The organism is Streptomyces sp. NPDC001889 (assembly GCF_053594535.1).
Genome location: NZ_JBSFER010000028.1, coordinates 1 through 18646 on the forward strand (window position 1 = coordinate 1; position 18646 = coordinate 18646).

12 protein-coding genes are annotated in these 18646 nt (G+C 72.1%); 11 read left to right on the forward strand and 1 reads right to left on the reverse strand.

Annotated features, from left to right (window positions below):
• Positions 1-372: 372 nt before the first annotated feature.
• From ACWCRA_RS29095 to ACWCRA_RS29145, 11 genes are all read left to right on the forward strand, one after another.
• A complete protein-coding gene (locus tag ACWCRA_RS29095; protein ID WP_351556555.1) occupies positions 373-1374 on the forward strand; it encodes a LacI family DNA-binding transcriptional regulator in 1002 nt (333 codons plus the stop codon).
• A 102-nt stretch (positions 1375-1476) separates the two neighbouring features.
• Complete coding sequence (locus ACWCRA_RS29100) at positions 1477-2688, forward strand: ABC transporter substrate-binding protein (protein WP_351556557.1); 1212 nt, start codon at positions 1477-1479, stop codon at positions 2686-2688.
• Between the two features lie 107 nt (positions 2689-2795).
• A complete protein-coding gene (locus tag ACWCRA_RS29105; protein WP_451069014.1) occupies positions 2796-3950 on the forward strand; it encodes an ABC transporter ATP-binding protein in 1155 nt (384 codons plus the stop codon).
• A complete protein-coding gene (locus ACWCRA_RS29110; RefSeq protein ID WP_351556563.1) occupies positions 3947-4849 on the forward strand; it encodes an ABC transporter permease in 903 nt (300 codons plus the stop codon). Before ACWCRA_RS29105 ends, ACWCRA_RS29110 begins: the two co-directional genes overlap by 4 nt.
• Positions 4846-5709, forward strand: a complete 864-nt coding sequence (locus ACWCRA_RS29115; protein WP_351556566.1) for an ABC transporter permease — start codon at positions 4846-4848, stop codon at positions 5707-5709. Before ACWCRA_RS29110 ends, ACWCRA_RS29115 begins: the two co-directional genes overlap by 4 nt.
• A 37-nt stretch (positions 5710-5746) precedes the next feature.
• Positions 5747-7180: a glycoside hydrolase family 28 protein gene (locus tag ACWCRA_RS29120; protein ID WP_351556569.1), complete on the forward strand. Its 1434-nt coding sequence runs from the start codon at positions 5747-5749 to the stop codon at positions 7178-7180.
• Positions 7177-9030 (forward strand): hypothetical protein, encoded by a 1854-nt coding sequence (locus ACWCRA_RS29125; protein WP_451069015.1) that lies wholly within the window; start codon positions 7177-7179, stop codon positions 9028-9030. The genes ACWCRA_RS29120 and ACWCRA_RS29125 overlap by 4 nt, the downstream gene beginning before the upstream one ends.
• A gap of 5 nt (positions 9031-9035) precedes the next feature.
• Entirely contained in the window at positions 9036-10484 is a 1449-nt protein-coding gene (locus tag ACWCRA_RS29130) for a glycoside hydrolase family 28 protein (RefSeq protein WP_451069016.1), read from the forward strand.
• Positions 10481-12394, forward strand: a complete 1914-nt coding sequence (locus tag ACWCRA_RS29135; protein WP_451069017.1) for an alpha-L-fucosidase — start codon at positions 10481-10483, stop codon at positions 12392-12394. Before ACWCRA_RS29130 ends, ACWCRA_RS29135 begins: the two co-directional genes overlap by 4 nt.
• Before the next feature lie 128 nt (positions 12395-12522).
• Complete coding sequence (locus tag ACWCRA_RS29140; protein WP_451069018.1) at positions 12523-15879, forward strand: NACHT domain-containing protein; 3357 nt, start codon at positions 12523-12525, stop codon at positions 15877-15879.
• A gap of 93 nt (positions 15880-15972) precedes the next feature.
• Complete coding sequence (locus tag ACWCRA_RS29145; RefSeq protein WP_351556584.1) at positions 15973-16413, forward strand: YchJ family protein; 441 nt, start codon at positions 15973-15975, stop codon at positions 16411-16413.
• A gap of 81 nt (positions 16414-16494) precedes the next feature.
• Here the strand turns inward: ACWCRA_RS29145 and ACWCRA_RS29150 are convergent, their stop codons facing one another.
• Positions 16495-18543, reverse strand: coding sequence for an MDR family MFS transporter (locus ACWCRA_RS29150; protein WP_451069019.1), 2049 nt, complete (start codon positions 18541-18543; stop codon positions 16495-16497).
• Positions 18544-18646 lie beyond the last annotated feature (103 nt).

Genomic DNA, 18646 nt, shown 5'->3' on the forward strand with positions numbered 1-18646 from the left:
GCGCCATGAGTTCCCGTACGAGATCGTCGCCGAGATGGGCGCCATGGGTCTGTTCGGGCTGCCCTTCCCCGAGCGGCCGGATGATCCCATCCGGCCGCGCACACCCGCACCCGTGCCCCGCACCCGCACCCGTGTCCCGCGCGCTCCGCCCGCGCGCTCCGCCCGCGCGCTCCGCCCGTGCGTCGCACGCCCCGCGCCCGCGCCCCGCACGCCGGGCGTCCGGGCCCCAACAGGCCCCCGGCCAGGGTTCCTTCCTGCCGGGACCGGTCCGGCGCGCCCCGGACTCTGCTAGTTTCCTGGAGCGAGAAACCGGTTTCTCACTCCTTGCGGACAACCGTGCGCAAGCAGAGTGCCCCGAAGGAGAGCGGACCGATGGTTGCCTCGAAGCGCGCGAAAAGGGCCACGATCGCCGATGTCGCCCGGGAGGCCGGGGCCTCCGTGGCGACCGTCTCCCGGGTGCTCAACGGGGTGGACACGGTCGCCCCGGGCCTCGCCGAGCGGGTCCGCGCCGCCATCGTCGAACTCGGCTACCGGCCGAGCGCCGCCGCCCAGGGGCTGGCGCGCGGCCGGTCCGGCACCATCGGGGTGCTCGTACCGGATCTGGCCAATCCCTACTTCCACGACATCATCAAGTCGGTCTCCGTCGTCGCCCGGGACGCCGGCGGCCGGGTCCTGGTCATGGACTCCAACGAGGACCCGTCGGTGGAGCGGGAGCTGACCGAGGACCTGCTGCGGTACGCCGACGGGCTGCTGCTCTGCTCGCCCCGGATGCCCCGCGCGGACCTCGCCGCCATGGCCGGCCGGTCCACGCCGGTGCTGGTGACCAACCGCCAGGTGCCGGGCCTCGCCCTGCACTCGATCACGGTCGACTTCTTCCGCGGGATCATGGCGCTCTGCGGCCATCTCGCCCGGCTCGGCCACCGCCGCGTCGTCTATCTGGAGGGGCCCGCGCACGCCTGGGCCAACAGCGAGCGGCTGCGCGCCCTCTCGGGCGCCGAGGCCTTCGGCCTCGAAGTCGTCACCGTGCCCTGCGGCTCGACCACGGACGAGGGGTACGCCGGTGCCCCCGCGGCCCTGGACACCCGCGCGACCGCCGTGATCGCCTACAACGACTTCGTGGCCCTCGGGGTGCTCGCCCGCTTCTCGGAGCTGGGAGTGAGAGTGCCCGAGGACATGTCGCTCACCGGATTCGACGAGATAGACATGGCTCGATTCTCCGCTCCGCCTCTGACGACGGTAGCGGTTCCGCGCGACCGGCTGGGCCAGGCCGCGGGCGAGGCACTGGGCCGGATCATGAGCGGCGACGAGGACATCGAGCCCGAAACCATCCCTGTTGAGCTGCGGGTCCGCAGTTCCACCGGCGCACTCTCTTGACAGGGCACCGGGTGGGGTGGACCTTGTTCGGGCACAGGGCCGAGTAAGCGCTATCTCACCCATCGCCCGGGGAGCCGTCTCACCAGAGGGGTGTCTCACGCCATGTCCCGATTACTGCGCCACCGTTCAGCAAGGCTCGCGCTCACGGGACTTCTGCTGGCGGTGGCCGTCGCCGGCTGCGGCGCACCCGGCTCCGGGGACTCCGGCTCCGGCGACCGGACGCCGCGGAAGATCCCGGACCGGCCCGCCAAGCCGGTGACCCTCGACATCCTCGATGTCGCCGGGAATCTCCAGCTGACCCAGGGGATGATCGACGAGTTCGCCGAGAAGCACCCGGACATCGTCGGCGACGTGACCTACTCCAAGGCCCCGGCCCCCGACCTCGCCGGAAAGATCAAGGCACAGCAGCAGGCGGGGCGGGTGCAGATCGACCTCGTCCTCACCGGCACCGACGGCCTGGCGGCCGGGCTCTCGCAGAACCTCTGGAGCTCCCTGGCGGAGCACTCCGCGGCGATCGGCACCCCTGACTATCTGGAGCCCGCGGCCGAGATGCAGAAGCTCGCCCAGGGCAAGGGGACCGCGGTCGTCTACTACCCCTCGGGCCCCCTCTTCCAGTACGACCCCGACAGGGTGAAGAACCCGCCCCGGACCCCGCAGGAGCTGCTGGCCTGGGCCAAGGAGCATCCGAAGCGGTTCCAGTACGCCGATCCGGCCAACTCCGGCCCCGGGCGGACCTTTCTGATGGGCCTGCCCTATCTGCTCGGCGACAAGGACCCGCTGGACCCGGTCGCGGGGTGGGACAGGACCTGGGCGTACCTCAAGGAGCTGGACAAGTACGTCGGGGTCTACGGCTCCGGGACCACCGAGACCATGAAGAACCTGGCCTCCGGCAGCCACGACATGATCATGACCACCACGGGCTGGTACATCAACCCGCGCGCGCTGGGCACCGTGCCGAAGAAGGTCAGGGCCGGCCGCTTCGACGGGATGACCTGGGTGACCGACGCCCAGTACGCGGTGGTCCCCCGGGGCGTGAGCGCCGACACCATGTCCGCCGCGCTCAAGCTGATCAACTGGATGCTCACCCCCGCACAGCAGGCCAAGGCCTACGACGAGGGGTACTTCTACCCCGGCCCGGCGATCAAGGGCGTACCGCTGGAGATGGCCCCCGGGAAGTCCCGCAGGACCATCGAGGAGTTCGGGGTTCCGGAGTTCGACCAGTGGATCGAGCGGTTCCCGAAGAAGCCCTCGCTCCCGGCGGAGCAGCAGGTCAAGGCCTTCGACCTGTGGAACCGCGAGGTCGCGGGCGGCTGACGCCCACCCGCGGCGCGTTCCGGGGCGGCCGGAACCGGAGCCCGTGGAGGTCCGGCCGGCCCGGACCGGTCCATGGAGAAGACCCGGACTCATCGGAGAGCAGGGGAATGATGTCCCGTTTCGGCACGCTCAGGCTGGACAGGGTCTCCCGCAGCTTCGGCCGCCACGCCGCCCTCAGCGACCTGCGGCTCGACATCGCGGGCGGCGAGTTCATCGCCCTCCTCGGGCCGTCCGGCTGCGGCAAGTCCACCGCCCTGAACTGTCTGGCGGGGCTGCTGCCGCTGACCGGCGGCGAGATCCTGCTCGACGGCGAGCGCATCGACCGGGTCCCGCCCGAGCGGCGCGGATTCGGCATGGTCTTCCAGAACTACGCGCTCTTCCCGCATCTCACGGTCCGCGGCAACATCGCCTTCGGGCTGCGGATGGCGAAGGTGCCCCGGGCGGAGCTGCTCCGGCGCACCGACCGCGCCCTCGGTCTGGTCCAGCTCACCGGGCACGCGCACAAGCGGCCGGGGCAGCTCTCCGGGGGCCAGCAGCAGCGGGTCGCCATCGCCCGTGCCATCGTCCTCGAACCCCGGCTGGTGCTGATGGACGAACCGCTCTCCAACCTGGACGCCGCCCTCCGGCTGGAGATGCGCACCGAGATCCGGCGGCTGCACCAGAGCCTCGGTCTCACCACCGTCTATGTCACCCACGACCAGGAGGAGGCGCTCTCCCTCGCCGACCGGCTGGTGGTGCTGCGCGACGGGGTGACCCAGCAGACCGGCACCCCCGAGGAGGTCTACGGGCACCCCGCGAACCGCTGTGTCGCCTCCTTCATGGGCTACCGCAACATGCTGCCGGTCACCGTCACCGGAACGCGGCCGGGCGGGCGGCTGGCGCTCCGGCTGGGCGCGGCGGAGCTGACCGGTGTGGACCGGGGCGGGCTCACGGCGGGGAGCGCCGGGGTCGCGGCGCTGCGGCCGGAGGATCTGACGGTCGCGGGGACCGGCACCCCCGGCAGCCGCAGCGCGGACGCCCCGCCCCCCGGGCGCGTCCCGGCCGTCGTGGAGGTCGTGGAGTACCACGGCCGCGAGTTCGCCGTGCGGGCCCGGCTCGGCGGCGGCGGGCCGGTCCACTTCCGCACCCCGCGCGCCCTCGCCCCGGGGGACGCGGTGGAGTTGACCGCGGCCCCGGAGCGGGTGCTCGTCTTCGCCGGGGACGGCGCGGACCCCGCCCGTCCGTCCGGCACCGCCCCGCGCGCCACGGCGGGCACCCCGTGACGGCGGCCCCGCCGGGAGCGGCCCGGCCCGCGCTGCGGCACCGGCTCGCGGAGCGCGGTGTGGACCGCGTCCTGCTGCTGCTGTTCCCCGGGGCGGTCTTTCTCGCGCTGCTCTTCTGCTACCCCTTCCTCTACGGGCTCCAGCTCTCCTTCCAGCCGCCGCGCGGCGGGGGAGCGCTCGCCAACTACCGGGAGTTCCTCTCGGACCCGTATCTGCGCGAGACGGTCTGGCTCACGCTCCGGCTGGCCGTCCCGGTCGCGCTGGTGAACTGCCTCGCCGCCGTCCCGGTGGCCTTCCGCACCCGGGGCCCCTTCCGGGGACGGCGGCTGATCACCACCCTGCTGGTCATGCCGATCACCCTGGGCACGGTCCTCACCGCGCAGGGGCTGCTGGGCTATCTCGGGCCGAACGGCTGGCTGAACAAGGCCCTGCTGGCGACCGGGGTCATCGACGACCCGCTCGTGCTGGTCCACACCTACTGGGGTGTGTTCGCCTCGCTGGTGATCACCGGGTTCCCGTTCTCGTATCTGCTCACCCTCTCCTATCTGACCGGGATCGACCCCAGCCTGGAGCAGGCGGCGGCGACCCTGGGCGCGAACCGGCCGCAGCGCTTCCGGCATGTGCTGCTGCCGCTGCTCGCCCCCGGCCTGGCGATCACCTTCTGTCTCTCCTTCGTCCTGGCCTTCGCGGTGTTCCCGTCGGCGCAGCTGGTGGGAGATCCGCGCGGGGAGACCCATGTGATCTCGATCGAGGCGTACCAGGCGGCCTTCCAGAAGTTCGACTACTCCCTCGGCTCGGCCATCGCGATGGTGATGGCCGCCGTGATGACGGCGGTGGTGCTCGTGGTGCTCGGCTGGCGCTCGCTGCTCTACCGGGGCTCGACGGGAGGCAAGGGATGACGGCCCCCGCCCGGCCGCCGGGAGGGCGCCGCCGGGCCGGACGGCCCGGCACCTGGGTGACGGTGCTGGTCTTCGGCTTCTTCTTCGTCCATCTCGCCGGGGTCGTCGGGGTCCCGCTGGTGGACTCCTTCGGCACCCGCTGGTTCACCAGCTGGCTGCCGGACGGCTGGACGGTGAAGTGGTACGGCTCGGCCTGGCGCGAGTTCGGTCTCGGCCAGGTCTTCTGGACCACGGCACTGGTCTCGGTGCTGGTGGTGGCCGTCTCGGTGGTGCTCGGGGTGCCGGCGGCCTACGCGCTCGCCCGCCGCGGCTTCCCCGGGAAGCGGCTGGTGCTGCTGCTCTTCCTGCTTCCGATCCTGGTCCCGCCGATCACCTACGGCATTCCGCTGGCGACCGTGCTCTACAAGTTCCAGCTCGCCGGCACGCTCACCGGAGTGGTGCTGGCCAATCTGGTGCCCTCGGTGCCCTTCGTGGTGCTGACGATGACCCCGTTCATCGAGCAGATTGATCCGAGGATCGAGGCGGCGGCCCGGATGTGCGGGGCGCGGACCTCCTCCGTGCTGCTGCGGATTCTCGCCCCGCTGCTGGTGCCGGGCATCCTCGCCGCCTCCGTTCTCGTCCTGGTCAGGACCGTCGGCATGTTCGAGCTGACCTTCCTGACCGCGGGACCCGACAGTCAGACCCTGATCGTGGCGCTCTACTACGCGGTGTTCTCCGCGGGCATCCGCACCCAGCAGTCCATCGACGCCATGGCGGTGATGTACACGCTGTCGATGCTGGTGCTGCTGGTGATCGCGCTGCGGTTCGTCAATCCGACCCAGCTGGTGACCCGGGTGAAGGAGGACCGGACCACCGGCTGACCCCCACCCGGCACCATCTGTGGAGAGGTGACGTGTCATGCATCCGCACCCCTCGCGTCGTTCGGCCCTCAGGGCCGGCGGAGCGCTGGCGGCGGGCACCGCACTGCCCGCCGTCGCCTCCGGCGCCGCCGACGCGCTGCCCAACGGCCCGGCCGCCCCGGCCGGGGACGGCTGGAGTCAGGTCCCGCGCATCCTCGCCGGGATCCGGCCCCCGCGCTTCCCCCGGCGCTGGTTCGACATCACCCGGTACGGCGCCGTCGGCGACGGCACCACCAAGAACACCGCCGCGATCCGCGCGGCGGTCACCGCCTGCCACCGGGCGGGCGGCGGCCATGTGCTGGTGCCGGCCGGCCGGTTCGTCACCGGGGCGATCCATCTGCGCAGCGGGGTGGATCTCCATGTCAGCGAGGGCGGCATCCTCGCCTTCAGCCCCGACCCGGCCGACTACCTCCCCGCGGTCCGCACCCGCTGGGAGGGGACCGAGTGCTACAACTACTCGCCCTTCATCTACGCCTACGGCCGGCGCCGGGTCGCCGTCACCGGGGCGGGGATACTCGACGGCCAGGCGCGGCTGGGCCCATGGGAGAGCTGGTACCGCACCGGCTCCCTCCAGGGGCCCGATCAGCGGCTGCTGCGCCGGATGGGCAGCGAGGGCGTTCCGGTCGCGGACCGGGTCTTCGGCGCCGGCCACCATCTGCGCCCCAAGATGGTGCAGTTCAACCGCTGCCGGGACGTGCTGATCAGCGATCTGACCATCGTGGACCCGCCGATGTGGACTGTGCACCCGGTGCTCTGCACCAATGTGACGGTCCGGGGGATCACCGTGGAGAGCCTGCTGTACAACACCGACGGGGTCGACGCGGAGGCGTCGAGCTTCGTCCATGTCACCGGCTGCCGGTTCAACACCAATGACGACTGTGTCGCGGTGAAGTCCGGACGGGACGAGGACGGGCACCGGGTGGGTGTCCCGAGCACGGACATCGTGGTGCAGGAGTGCGACTTCTCCGGCCGCTGGGGCGGTATCACCGTCGGCAGCGAGATGTCCGGGGGCGTACGGAGGGTGTTCGCCGAGCGCTGCCGGATCAACCCGCCCGACTTCCCGGGCCACTATCCGGTGAAGTACCCCCTCTACATCAAGGCGAGCAAGAAGCGCGGCGGCGCCGTCGAGGGGGTGTACGTCCGGGGCTTCAGCGGGCAGGGGGTGGAGCGCGATGTCGTCTTCGTGAACATGAACTACAACAACGGCGAAGGGGGTACGCATCCGGTCGCCGTGCGCGATGTCCACTTCACCGACGCGCGGATCGACGGGGCCCGCGCGGTGCTCCATCTGGTGGGCCTGGAGAGCGACCGGCTGAGCGGGGTCCATCTCGCGCGCTCGGTCTTCACCTCGGTGCGCGGCCCCGACTCGGTGGTCTTCACCGATGGCCTGACCCGGCACAAGGTGTCCGTGAACGGGGTGGAGGTGTCATGAGCATGATAATGAAACGCTGGGTGACGCTGCTGGCGGCGGCCGTGCTCGCCCTCGCCGGGGCCGTCCAGCCCACCGAAGCCTCCGGCCCTGGGGCCGGAGCCGCCGACGGCCCCGGCCCGGCCGCCGGGGCGCGGGCCGGCACGGCGGAGCCGTCGGGGACCGGCTCCGCCGTGCGCGGCTGGACCATCCTCTCCGACAGCGACCGGGGCGCCGACGACGTGGTCGCCGCGGCCCCCTCGTACCGGATCAACCACCTCCAGATCAGCCACCACATCGTCCACGACCTGCGGCAGGTGCGGGAGCAGAAGCGGCGCGACCAGGCCAACCGGATCACCGCCGCCGCCCATCGCGCGGGCATCGGGGAGGTCGCGATCTGGGATCACGCCCTCTATCCGCTCGACTACTACCCGGCCGAGTTCCGCACCGGGCCCGGCGGCACCATCGACCTCGACAACCCCGCGTTCTGGGAGTGGTTCAAGGACGACTACCGGGAGATGCTCGACCTGGTCCCCGACATCGACTCCGTGGTGCTGACCTTCATCGAGACCGGGGCCCGGGTGGAGCGCCAGCACTCCACCCGGCTCACCACCGAGGAGGCCAAACTCGCCCACCTCGTCGACCAGGTCGCCGACGTGGTCGACGAGGAGCGCGGACTCGGGCTCTATCTGCGCACCTTCGGCTACTTCCCCGAGGAGATGGAGCGCACCATCAAGGCCATCGACCTGGTCGAGAACCGGGCCGCCAAGGTCATGATCAAGGCGATGCCGCACGACTTCTTCCTCACCCACCCCGTGGACACCACCGTCACCCGGATCAAGCGGCCCGTCCTCGTCGAGTACGACGCCACCGGCGAGTACCACGGGCAGGGGAAGATCGCCAACGCCTTCACCGAGGACCATGTCGACCGGATGCGCTACTACCAGAAACAGCGCAATGTCATCGGCTATGTGGCGCGCACCGACCGGTACCGGGAGTCGAGGATCATCGGCACCCCCACCGAGATCAACCTCTGGGCGCTCGCCCGCGCCGACCGCGACCGCGGGGCCCGGCCCGGAGCCATGTACCGGGAGTTCGCCGCCCGCGCCTACGGCGCCAGGGCGGCCCGCCGGGTCGGCGCCGCGCTCGCCCGGTCGCACGCCATCGTCACCTCGGTCATGTACACCCTGGGCACCAACAACGCCAACCACTCCCGGCTGGACTACGACCCGTACTGCTCCAGCTACGACCGCAGCATCTCGGGCAAGTGGATCGACCCGCCGGTGACCCGGGTCCGCCACACGGTCGACAGGACCTACCACTTCTGGACCGGGGTGATCGAGCATCTCGCGCCCGCCTACTGCAAGACCTCGGCCACGATGAAGCGCGAGAACCCGCATGTCCTCGCGAACGGCTGGCTCACCGACCGCAACACGATGAACCACGCCTACCTCCGCGATGTGCGCAAGGAGAAGGCGTACGGAGTCGCGATGGCCCGGGCCGCGCTGCGCGACATCCGGCGCGCCGAACCGGACCTCTCCCCGGCCCACTACCAGCAGCTCAGCCACCACTTCGAGCGCACCCTGCTCACCGCCCGGCTGCACGAGGCCATCACCACCGCCTACTTCGGCTACCGGATCTGGGTCCAGGGCCCCGAGCGGCGGACCGAGGCCCTGCGACGGCTCATCTGGGCCGGGCTCGACGCCTCGCAGTCCGTCGCCGCCGAGATGCGCGCCCGCCCCGACAAGGCGGCCACCGGCGAGTGGGACTGGATTCGGGACGCCGCCGAGGCCGACAAGTACCTCACCCGCATCTCCCAGGGCTGGGACCGCTACGGCATGATCGCCGTCCCGCGCCCGGCGACCGGGAGGTGACCGCCGTGGGCCCCCTCGGCAGACGCTCCCTCCTGGCCTGTCTCCTCAGTGGCGCGGGCACGGTGACCGCCGCCGCGCTCCTGCCGCCCTCGATCGGCGCCGGCACGGTCCGGGCCGCCGAGACCACCGTCGCCCGGCTCGCCCGCGACCCCTGGGACCGCGTCCCCGCGATCCTCGCCCGGATTCGGCCCCCGCGCTTCCCCCGGCGGCGCTTCGACATCACCCGGTACGGTGCCGTCGGCGACGGCACCACCAAGAACACCGGGGCCTTCCGGGCCGCGATCACCGCCTGCCACCGGGCCGGCGGCGGCCGGGTCGTCGTCCCGCCCGGCCGCTTCCTCACCGGTGCGATCCGGCTGCTGAGCCGGGTGGAACTCCATGTGGAGGAGGGCGCCACCGTCCTCTTCTCCACCGACCCGGCCGACTATCTGCCCGTGGTGCTCACCCGCTGGGAGGGCACCGAGTGCTACAACTACTCCTCCTTCATCCACGCCCACGGCCAGCACGACCTCGCCATCACCGGCCGGGGCACTCTCGACGGCCAGGGCATGGACGGCCCCTGGAAGAGCTGGCGCGACCCCGGCGGAAACGCCCTGGCCGACCAGGCGGAGCTGCGCCGCATGGGCACCGAGGGCGTCCCGGTCGAGGAGCGCGTCTTCGGCGCCGGCCACCATCTGCGGCCCAACATGATCCAGTTCTACCGCTGCCGCAACATCCTGATGCGGGACATCACGGTCCTCGAACCGCCCATGTGGACCATCCACCCCGTGCTCTGCCGCAATGTCACCCTCCGGGACGTCGATGTCATCGGCCGGATCAACAACAGCGACGGCGTCGACCCCGAGTGCACCTCCGACATGCTCATCACCGGCTGCCGCTTCCACACCGAGGACGACTCCATCGCGGTCAAGTCGGGGCGCGACGAGGACGGCATCCGGGTCGGTGTGCCGAGCCGGAACATCGTCGTACGGAACTGTGTCTTCTCCGGCCGCTGGGGCGGGATCGCCGTCGGCAGCGAGATGTCCGGCGGGGTGAGCGGGGTCTTCGCCGAGGACTGCCGGATCAACCCGCTGGACTTCCCCGGGCGGTACAACCCCCGCCACCCGGTCTTCATCAAGACCAACAAGAAGCGCGGCGGCTTCATCGACGGGGTGTACGTGAGGAGGTTCACCGGCCGGGCGATCGACCGCGACTGCATCTACCTCACCACGCGCTACGCCGGCCAGCAGGGCACCCGGCCCGCCGTCATCCGCAACATCAGGATCGAGGACATGGTCCACGACGGCGCCCGGCGCGCCATCAGCCTCGAAGGGCTCGACTCCGATCCCTTCACCGGTGTCCACATCGAGCGCTGCCGGTTCACCGGGATCACCCAGCCCCATGTCATCGGCTTCACCCGTGACTTGACCATCCGTCAGGTCTTCGTCAATGGAACCGAGGTGGTGCACCCATGAGACACCGGACACCCGCGATCGTGCTCGCGGCGGTCCTGGCCCTGCTCGGCGGGCTGCTGCTCTCCGCGCCCTCCGCCGCGACCCCGCAGAGCCCCGCCCTCCGGAGCCCCGCCCCGCAGGCCCCGGCGGCCCGGACCCCCGACCGGGCGGCCGGCCCCGCCGATCTCCCGGCCTCCCGCCCCTCCGCGACCGATCCCGCCCACCCGGCCCGGCAGAGGATGCTGCGGAACTCCACCGCCGGACTCTTCCTCCACTGGGGCATGTTCACCCGCCCGATGCACCAGGACTGCCGCGCCTGGGAGAAGTCCGTCACGGACGGCGGCTGGAACGCCGGCTACTGGGTCGACGAGGCGAGGAAGCTCCGGGCGAGCTATATCGTCCTCGCCACCTTCCACTCCCGGCTCGGCTACGCCCGCCCCTGGCCGTCGAAGATCCCCGGCAGCTGCGCCACCGAGCGCGACATCCTCGGTGAGCTGATCACCGCAGCCCGGGCCAAGGGCGTCGAGGTCATCCTCTATATGACCGACGACCCCAAGTGGCACAGCGAACAGGGCTTCAACACCCTGGACTCCGCCGCCTACTCCGCCCACAAGGGCAAGGAGGTCGACCTCACCACCCGGCCCGGCTTCGGCGAGTTCTCCTACGACCTCTTCTTCGAGGTCATGGCCGGATACCCCCGGCTCTCCGGCTTCTGGATCGACAACGACAACGAGTACTGGGAGCAGAACCGGCTCTACGAGCAGATCCGGGAGCGCCGCCCGGACATGACCCTCAGCAACAACAACGAGGACACCGCGATCATGGACATGGTGTCCCATGAGCAGAAGACCGGGATGACCCCGGCCTACGACCAGCCGTCGGCGATCTGGACCCCCATGCCCCGGCTCACCGAGTCCTGCTACAAGGTCCCCGACACCGGCGCCTGGTGGTACGACGGCCAGGACCGGCCCGTCTCCACCGGACTCAACGTCGGCCGCTACGCCGCCAACGCCGGCACCTCCATCAAATCGCTGATGAACCTCACCGCCCGGGTGAACGGCACCTTCCCGCCGCAGCAGCAGAAGTTCACCGACTTCATGAAGGAGTACCTCCCGCCGATCTGGAAGTCGCTCTCCGGCGTCCACGGCGGCGGCTACCGCTACGGCGGCCTCCAGCCCGGCTCCTGGAACGACGGCGCCTACGGCTATGTCACCGTCAGCGCCAAGGACCGCACCCGCCAGTACGTCCATGTGACGACCCGGCCCGCCACGGCGGACGAGGTGCGGATACGCGACAACGGCCACCGGGTCCGCCGGGTCACCGATCTGCGCACCGGCGAGCGCCTGGCCTTCGACCAGCGGGACGGCACCGTCACCGTCAAGGGCATCACCGCCTGGGACCCCTATGACACCGTCCTCACCGTGGACACCCACCCGGACCGCGAGGGCGTGTACCCCGCGCGGTCGGTGCGGGCCACCGCCACCTCCGCGAAGGCCGGCTTCCCGGCGAGCGCCCTGAGCGATGGCGACTTCTCCGCCCACTGGGACTCCGACGGCCAGGTCCCGGTCTCCGTGACGCTCGACCTCGGCCGGGTGAAGCAGGTCACCCATCTCGGTGTCAGCCAGCAGGAGTGGTCGCCCACCCACAGCCGGGAGACCTTCGGCCGGGCCGAGGACTCGGCCAGGATCAAGGACTACCGGGTCTCCGTCAGCCGCGACGGCACCACCTGGGGCGCGCCCGTGCGGAGCGCGGTCCTGGAGAGCGCCCGGGGCACCCGCTTCATCGACCTCGGCACGCTGCGGACCCGCTACATCAGACTGGACATCGACAGCACCTGGGCGAAGGAGACCGTGCCCCGGTTCCACCGCCAACTCCGGGTGGACGAGATCCAGGTGGGTCACGCCCACCCCCGGAGCCGCGGCCGCTCCTGAGGTGTACGACGGTGTGTCCGACCGGACCCGGTCGGGCACACTGTGTCGTATCCGACCGATTTCACCACGAGACAGGTGATTCGCGTGGTAAACCGGAAGGGCAACGACGGCCGAGGTCAGGGGTAGCGGTGCGAGCACGGCGACTGGTCGGCTACAGCGACGCGGTGGCGATTCTGACGGGTGACAGCGCGGGTCTCGCCGCCGCCGACCGGATACTGGGCGGCGCGCTGACCGTGGCGACCGGCGGAGTCAGCGATGTGGTGCTCAACGCCCTGGACGCGCGCGGCCGGATTCTCCGGCTCGGCCGCGATCTGACGGCCGGTCTGCGCGAGCACCTCGCCGGTGCCGACCGCGCCACCCGCACCGAACGCATCGCGGCGGCCCACACGGTGCTGGTGATCACCGCCTTCTTCGACACCCTCGGCACCCGGAGCCTGCCGTTCCGGCTGGACGAGCTGGAGCTGACCCGGGGCGAGCAGCTCACCATCGCCGGCGGCGCCGGGCGCGACCTCCTCGCCTCCCTGCTCACCACCGGCGCCCCCCAGCCCGCGCCCCACACCCCGTACGAGACCGTCCTCGGCGAACTGCGCCGCTGGTACGGGTCGCGCGGCGACGAACTCACCTCCTTCGTCCGGGGGCTCGCCGTCTGGGACGGACTCGACGACCGGCAGCGCGAGGCCGTCGATCAGCTCTTCGGCGATGGCGGCTTCGCCGTGGAGGCCGTGGAGCGCTATCAGGAGCTGTACACCGAACTCGCCCGGGACGTGCCCGAATTCGGCTTCTGGTCCGGGCAGACGGAGCACCAGGCGACCCGGGTCGCTCTGCGCCGGGCGCTCACCGGCATCGAGACCGCCCTTGCCGGACTGAGCCCGCCGAGCCCGCTGCGGCAGGTCGCCGAGGCCCTCACCACCGGCTACCGCGCCACCCTGCCCCGGCCGATACTGTCCGAGGGGCAGGCCCCCGCCGGCGTCTGTCTGCCCACCCTCGGCGAGGGGTATGTCGACCCCGACTTCCGGGTGCGCCCGGTGCTCGACAGCCCCCAGGGCCCCGCCGAGGAGGGCTGGTGGGAGTCGGTGCCCGTGCGCTCCGACCTCACCGAGTACCTGGCGGGCACCCTCACCACCATCGCCGCGACCACCGCACCGCTGATCGTCCTCGGCCAGCCCGGCGCCGGGAAGTCCGTCCTCACCAAGATCCTCGCCGCCCGGCTGCCGGGCGCGGGATACCTCCCGGTGCGGATCGTGCTGCGCGAGGTCCCGGCCGACGCCGACATCCAGGACCAGATCGAGCACGCCGTCCGCGCCGGCACCGGTGAACGCGCCTCCTGGCCCGAGCTGGTCCGGGCGGCCGGCGGCGCCGTCCCGGTGCTGCTCTTCGACGGATTCGACGAACTCCTCCAGGCCACCGGCGTCAGCCAGTCCGACTTCCTGGTGCGGGTCGCCCGCTTCCAGGAGCGCGAGGCGGACCAGGGCCGGCCGGTCTTCGCGGTCGTCACCAGCCGCACCGCCGTCGCCGACCGGGCACGCTACCCCGAGGGCTCCGTCGCGCTCCGGCTCGAACCCTTCAGCCGCCCCCAGATCGGCCACTGGCTGGAGCTGTGGAACCGCCTCAACGCCCGGTCGCTCTGCGAACGCGGACTGCGCCCGCTGAGCGCCGATGTCGCCCACCGCCACCAGGCGCTGGCCTCCCAGCCGCTGCTGCTGCTGATGCTCGCCCTCTACGACGCCACGGACAACGCCCTCCAGCGCGGCGCCGGCGGCGACGAACCCCTCGGCGAGGCCGAGCTGTACGAGGAGCTGCTGGAGTCCTTCGCCGTCCGCGAGGTCAGCAAGTCGGCCGTCGCCTGTACGCACGCGGAGCTGCGGCAGCGCGCCGGACAGGAGCTCCAGCGGCTCTCCCTGATCTCCTTCGGGATGCTCAACCGGCACCGCCAGTGGATCACCACCGCCGAGGCCGAGGCCGATCTCACCGCCGTCCTCGGCCGCCCCGAACCCGCCGAGGACGGCTTCCGCGCCCCGCTGGGCCAGGGGGAGATCGCCCTCGGCCGGTTCTTCTTCGTCCAGCGCGCCCAGGCCGTCCGCGACGACCACCGGCTCGCCACCTACGAGTTCCTCCACGCCACCTTCGGCGAGTACCTCGCGGCCCGGCTCGCCGTACAGCTCCTCGAACAGCTCCTCGACCAGCGGCCCGCGCTCTCGGTGGGCCGGACCACCGTCGACGACGACCTGCTGTACGTCCTGCTGTCGTACGCCCCGCTCTCCTCCCGGCAGATGCTCCGCTTCGTCGGTGCCCGGATCGGCCGGATCTCCGCCCGCGACCGCCACCGGCTCGGCGAGCTGCTGCTGACCGTGATCGCCGGCCACCACCACCGCACCGAGCACCGCTACGCCGGCTACCGCCCCGCCGTCCGGTCCACGGCCTCGCGCCACGGCGTCTACTCCGCCAATCTGCTGATCCTCACCCTGCTGGTCACCGGGGGAGTCCGGGCCAGCAGGCTCTTCCCCGACGTCCAGACCTGCGCGGCCCTGTGGCACCGGCGGGTCCAGCTCTGGCGGGCCGCCCTCACCGAGCCGGAGTGGACGGACTTCGCCCTCGCGCTGAGCATCCGGCAGGTCTGGGACGGGGAGGACCGGGACCTCGACATCCGGCCCGCCCAGGACCTGCTGCACCTGCCCGAGCCGGTGGATGTGTACTGGCTGCACGGCCGCTGGCCGGCGCACGAGGACCGGAGCCGGACCGTCGGCTGGATTCATGCCTTCCCCGACCAGATCCGCCACAAGATGACCGTCTCCGCCGGCACCGACGATGCCATCGTGCTCCACGCCATCGACCCCGTCTTCACCTGGCTGGCCCCGGCCGTCACCACCTTCGTGGGCACCGCCGACGGCAGCGCCACCTCCGTCGCCCACGGGCTGACCTCGCTCTGGCTCGCCAGCGGGCTCGGGGCGCCCGAGGAGGAGCTGGCCGCCCAGTACGAGCGCTGCGCCACCTTCATCGGACCGGGCAGCGGCCTCGACGACACCTCGCAGCGCTGTGTGACCCGGCTGCTCCTGGGCCAGCTCGCCACCGACGCGGCCCGGCTGCCGGCCGCGGTGGTCGGCCGGGTCCTGGGCGTCATCGAATCGGGGGCGCACGACACGGTCGGTGTGGGGCTGATGGCGCGGGTCGCGCTCACCGCGCTGGAGGCACACGGCGAGGACACGGCGGTACGGGCGTGGGCGGAGGCCTCCTTCGCCCACGCGGCCACGAGCTGCCCGGAGCGGCTGCTCGCGCTCTGGTCGGAGCGGCAGGGGTCGGCCCAGGCGCGGACCGTGCTCGGGGAGGCCGTGGCCGAGCTGCTGGCCCATGGCTCGGACGAGGCGCTGGCGGCGGTGGAGCCCGAGGTGCTGGCCCGTGCCCGCCGCGTCACCACCACCCGCCCCGGCGCCCCGGTCTTCCCGCCGCCCCGCGCACGGCAGCAGGACCACCGGACGGGCCAGGGCTGAGGCGCGGGGTCCGGCGTCCCGGACGCGGGACCGGGCGCGGGGCCCGGGCGCCCCGGCTGGTTCTCCGGGCGGGCGCCGCTGGAGAATGGGGGCATGTCCCGACGCAGCTCCCGTCCCCGGCGCGCCCCCGCCGCCCCGCCGGTCCTCACCGCCGGCTCGCCCTGCCCCTGCGGGCTGCCCGCCGCCTACGGCGCGTGCTGTGGCCGCTTCCACACGGGCGGGGCCGAGGCCCCCACCGCCGAACTGCTGATGCGCTCCCGCTACAGCGCCTTCGCCGCCCACGACCCGGCCTATCTGCTGCGCACCTGGCACCCGGCGACCAGGCCCCCCGAGCTGGAGCTCGACCCGGCGACGCGCTGGAGCGGGCTGGAGATCACCGGGACCACCGAGGGCAGTCCCTTCCACTCCACGGGGACGGTCACCTTCCGCGCGCGGTACCGGCAGCACGGACAGCGGGGGGCGCTGCACGAGAGGAGCGCCTTCGAGCGGGTGCGGGGTCTGTGGGTGTACGTGGACGGGGTCTTCCTGGAGTGATCCGCCGGGCCCGGCACCGGCCCGGCCCCGCACCGCCGTGCCCCCGCGCCGGCCGGCACCGCCGGGCCCCGGTCCCGGTGGTCACTTCCTCGGCAGGCCCTCCTCCAGTTCCTCGGCGAGGAGCCGCTTGGCGATGCTGTCGGCCGCGGCGTGCAGCCGGGGGCCCGGAGGCCGCCCGATGTCGTGCTCCAGCTGGTCGCCGAGCCACTGCTGCCAGGCGCGGGTGATCGCGCCGGCCTCCCGCCGCCCCGCCTCGGTGTGGGAGAAGTAGCTTCCCTCCCGGCTCAGGAACCCCTCGTCCACCATCCGGGCGAACACCGGCACCAGCACCTCGGGCGGCAGCCGGTGGCGGGCCGCGATCAGCCCCGCGCTGGCGTGCCCGACCAGCCGGGTCATCTGCTCCACCTCCATCACCGCCCAGGCGCCCGCGATGTCCAGCCTGCTGTCGGAGCCGGTGACCACCTGCCGCGCGGTCGCGGGCCCGGTCCGGGAGACGATCTTCGCCACCGCCCCCTCCAGCAGCTTCTCCGAGTCCCCGGTGGTCGGCGACGAGAAGCCGTCGCCCATGTCGGTGGAGGCGGCCCTGACCGTGTCGCGCAGCGGGACCTCCTTCAGGAAGAGCGCGACCAGCAGCCCCAGCGCGGCGACGGGCACGGTCCAGAGGAAGACCGTCTGGAGGGTGTCCGCGTACGCCTGCACGATCGGCTCGCGCTGCGCGGCCGTCAGCCGGTGGTGCAGCCCCCGGGGGCTGCGCGCCAGCCGGGCGATCACCGCCGGGTCGGCGCCCACCTCCCGCGCCGCCCGCGCCACGGCCCGGGTGAGGTTCGGGGCCAGCGCGTTGGCGTAGATGGTGCCGAACACCGCCGCCCCGAACGCGCTGCCCAGCGTCCGGAAGAAGGTGACCCCGGAGGTCGCGGTGCCGAGATCGGCGTACTCCACGGTGTTCTGCACGGCGATCGTCAGCACCTGCATCGACAGACCGATGCCGACGCCGAGCACCACCATGTACAGCGACTCCAGCCAGGCCCCGGTCCCCGGCCCCATCAGCGAGAGCAGGAACAGGCCCGCGCCCATCACCACGCTGCCGACGATGGGATAGATCCGGTACCGGCCGGTTCTGCTGACCGCGTTGCCGCTCCAGACGGAGGCGACCAGCAGCCCCAGCACCATCGGCAGGGTGCGCACCCCGGAGAGGGTGGCCGAGTCCCCGTCCACGTACTGGAGATAGGTGGGCAGAAAGGTGAGCGCGCCGAGCATGGCGAAGCCGACGACAAAGCTCAGCACGGAGCAGACGGTGAAGACCGGATTGCGGAAGAGCCGCATGGGCAGCATGGGCTCGGCGGCCCGCACTTCCACCAGGCAGAAGAGGACGAGCGAGAGCAGTCCGCCGGCGAAGAGCGCGAGGACGACCGGTGAGCTCCAGGCGTACTGGTTCCCGCCCCAGCTCGTCGCGAGGATCAGGGCTCCGGCGCCCGCCGTCACCAGCGCGATGCCCGCGTAGTCGATGACCGGGCGGCCCGCCGCGCGCACGGACGGCATGGTGCGGGCGGCGGCGACCACCACGGCGATGGCGATCGGGACATTGACGTAGAACGCCCAGCGCCAGGTCAGATGGTCGGTGAAGAGCCCGCCGATGAGGGGGCCGACCACCGTGGAGACACCGAAGACCGCGCCGATCGCGCCCTGGTACTTGCCCCGGTCGCGCAGCGGGATGACATCGGCGATCAGCGCCATCGAGGTGACCATCAGCCCGCCCGCGCCGATGCCCTGGAGCCCCCGCCAGCCGATGAGCGCGGCCATCGTGGTGGACAGCCCGCACAGGAACGAGCCGGTGATGAAGATGACCGCCGAGATCTGGAAGATCAGCTTCCGGCCGAAGAGATCGCCGAATTTGCCGACCAGGACCGTGGCGACGGTCTCGGTGAGCAGATACGCGGTGACCACCCACGACATGTGCGCGGCGCCGCCCAGCTCCGAGACGATCGTGGGCAGCGCGGTCCCGACGATCGTCTGGTCCAGCGCGGCCAGCAGCACCCCGAGCAGAACCGTGCCGAAGACGATGTTCCGCTGCCGCGCGTCGAGCACGGGCGGCGCGGCGGCGCCGCTTGCGGTGTCAATCCCGGAGGTCACCCTCGCAGCGTCACACCGTCCCAGGTCAGCCGCATGCGGGGGGAGTCCGCCCGGGGTAGCGGCGGCCCACGGCGCTCACATCCCGGCACGGCGCCGGGCGCTC

Excerpts from the sequence above, each read along its gene's own strand:
- ACWCRA_RS29145 (WP_351556584.1), top strand. The coding sequence starts at position 15,973 with ATGTCCCGACGCAGCTCCCGTCCCCGGCGCGCCCCCGCCGCCCCGCCG.
- ACWCRA_RS29095 (WP_351556555.1), top strand. The coding sequence starts at position 373 with ATGGTTGCCTCGAAGCGCGCGAAAAGGGCCACGATCGCCGATGTCGCC.
- ACWCRA_RS29115 (WP_351556566.1), top strand. The coding sequence starts at position 4,846 with ATGACGGCCCCCGCCCGGCCGCCGGGAGGGCGCCGCCGGGCCGGACGG.
- ACWCRA_RS29100 (WP_351556557.1), top strand. The coding sequence starts at position 1,477 with ATGTCCCGATTACTGCGCCACCGTTCAGCAAGGCTCGCGCTCACGGGA.
- ACWCRA_RS29125 (WP_451069015.1), top strand. The coding sequence starts at position 7,177 with ATGAGCATGATAATGAAACGCTGGGTGACGCTGCTGGCGGCGGCCGTG.
- ACWCRA_RS29105 (WP_451069014.1), top strand. The coding sequence starts at position 2,796 with ATGATGTCCCGTTTCGGCACGCTCAGGCTGGACAGGGTCTCCCGCAGC.
- ACWCRA_RS29135 (WP_451069017.1), top strand. The coding sequence starts at position 10,481 with ATGAGACACCGGACACCCGCGATCGTGCTCGCGGCGGTCCTGGCCCTG.
- ACWCRA_RS29120 (WP_351556569.1), top strand. The coding sequence starts at position 5,747 with ATGCATCCGCACCCCTCGCGTCGTTCGGCCCTCAGGGCCGGCGGAGCG.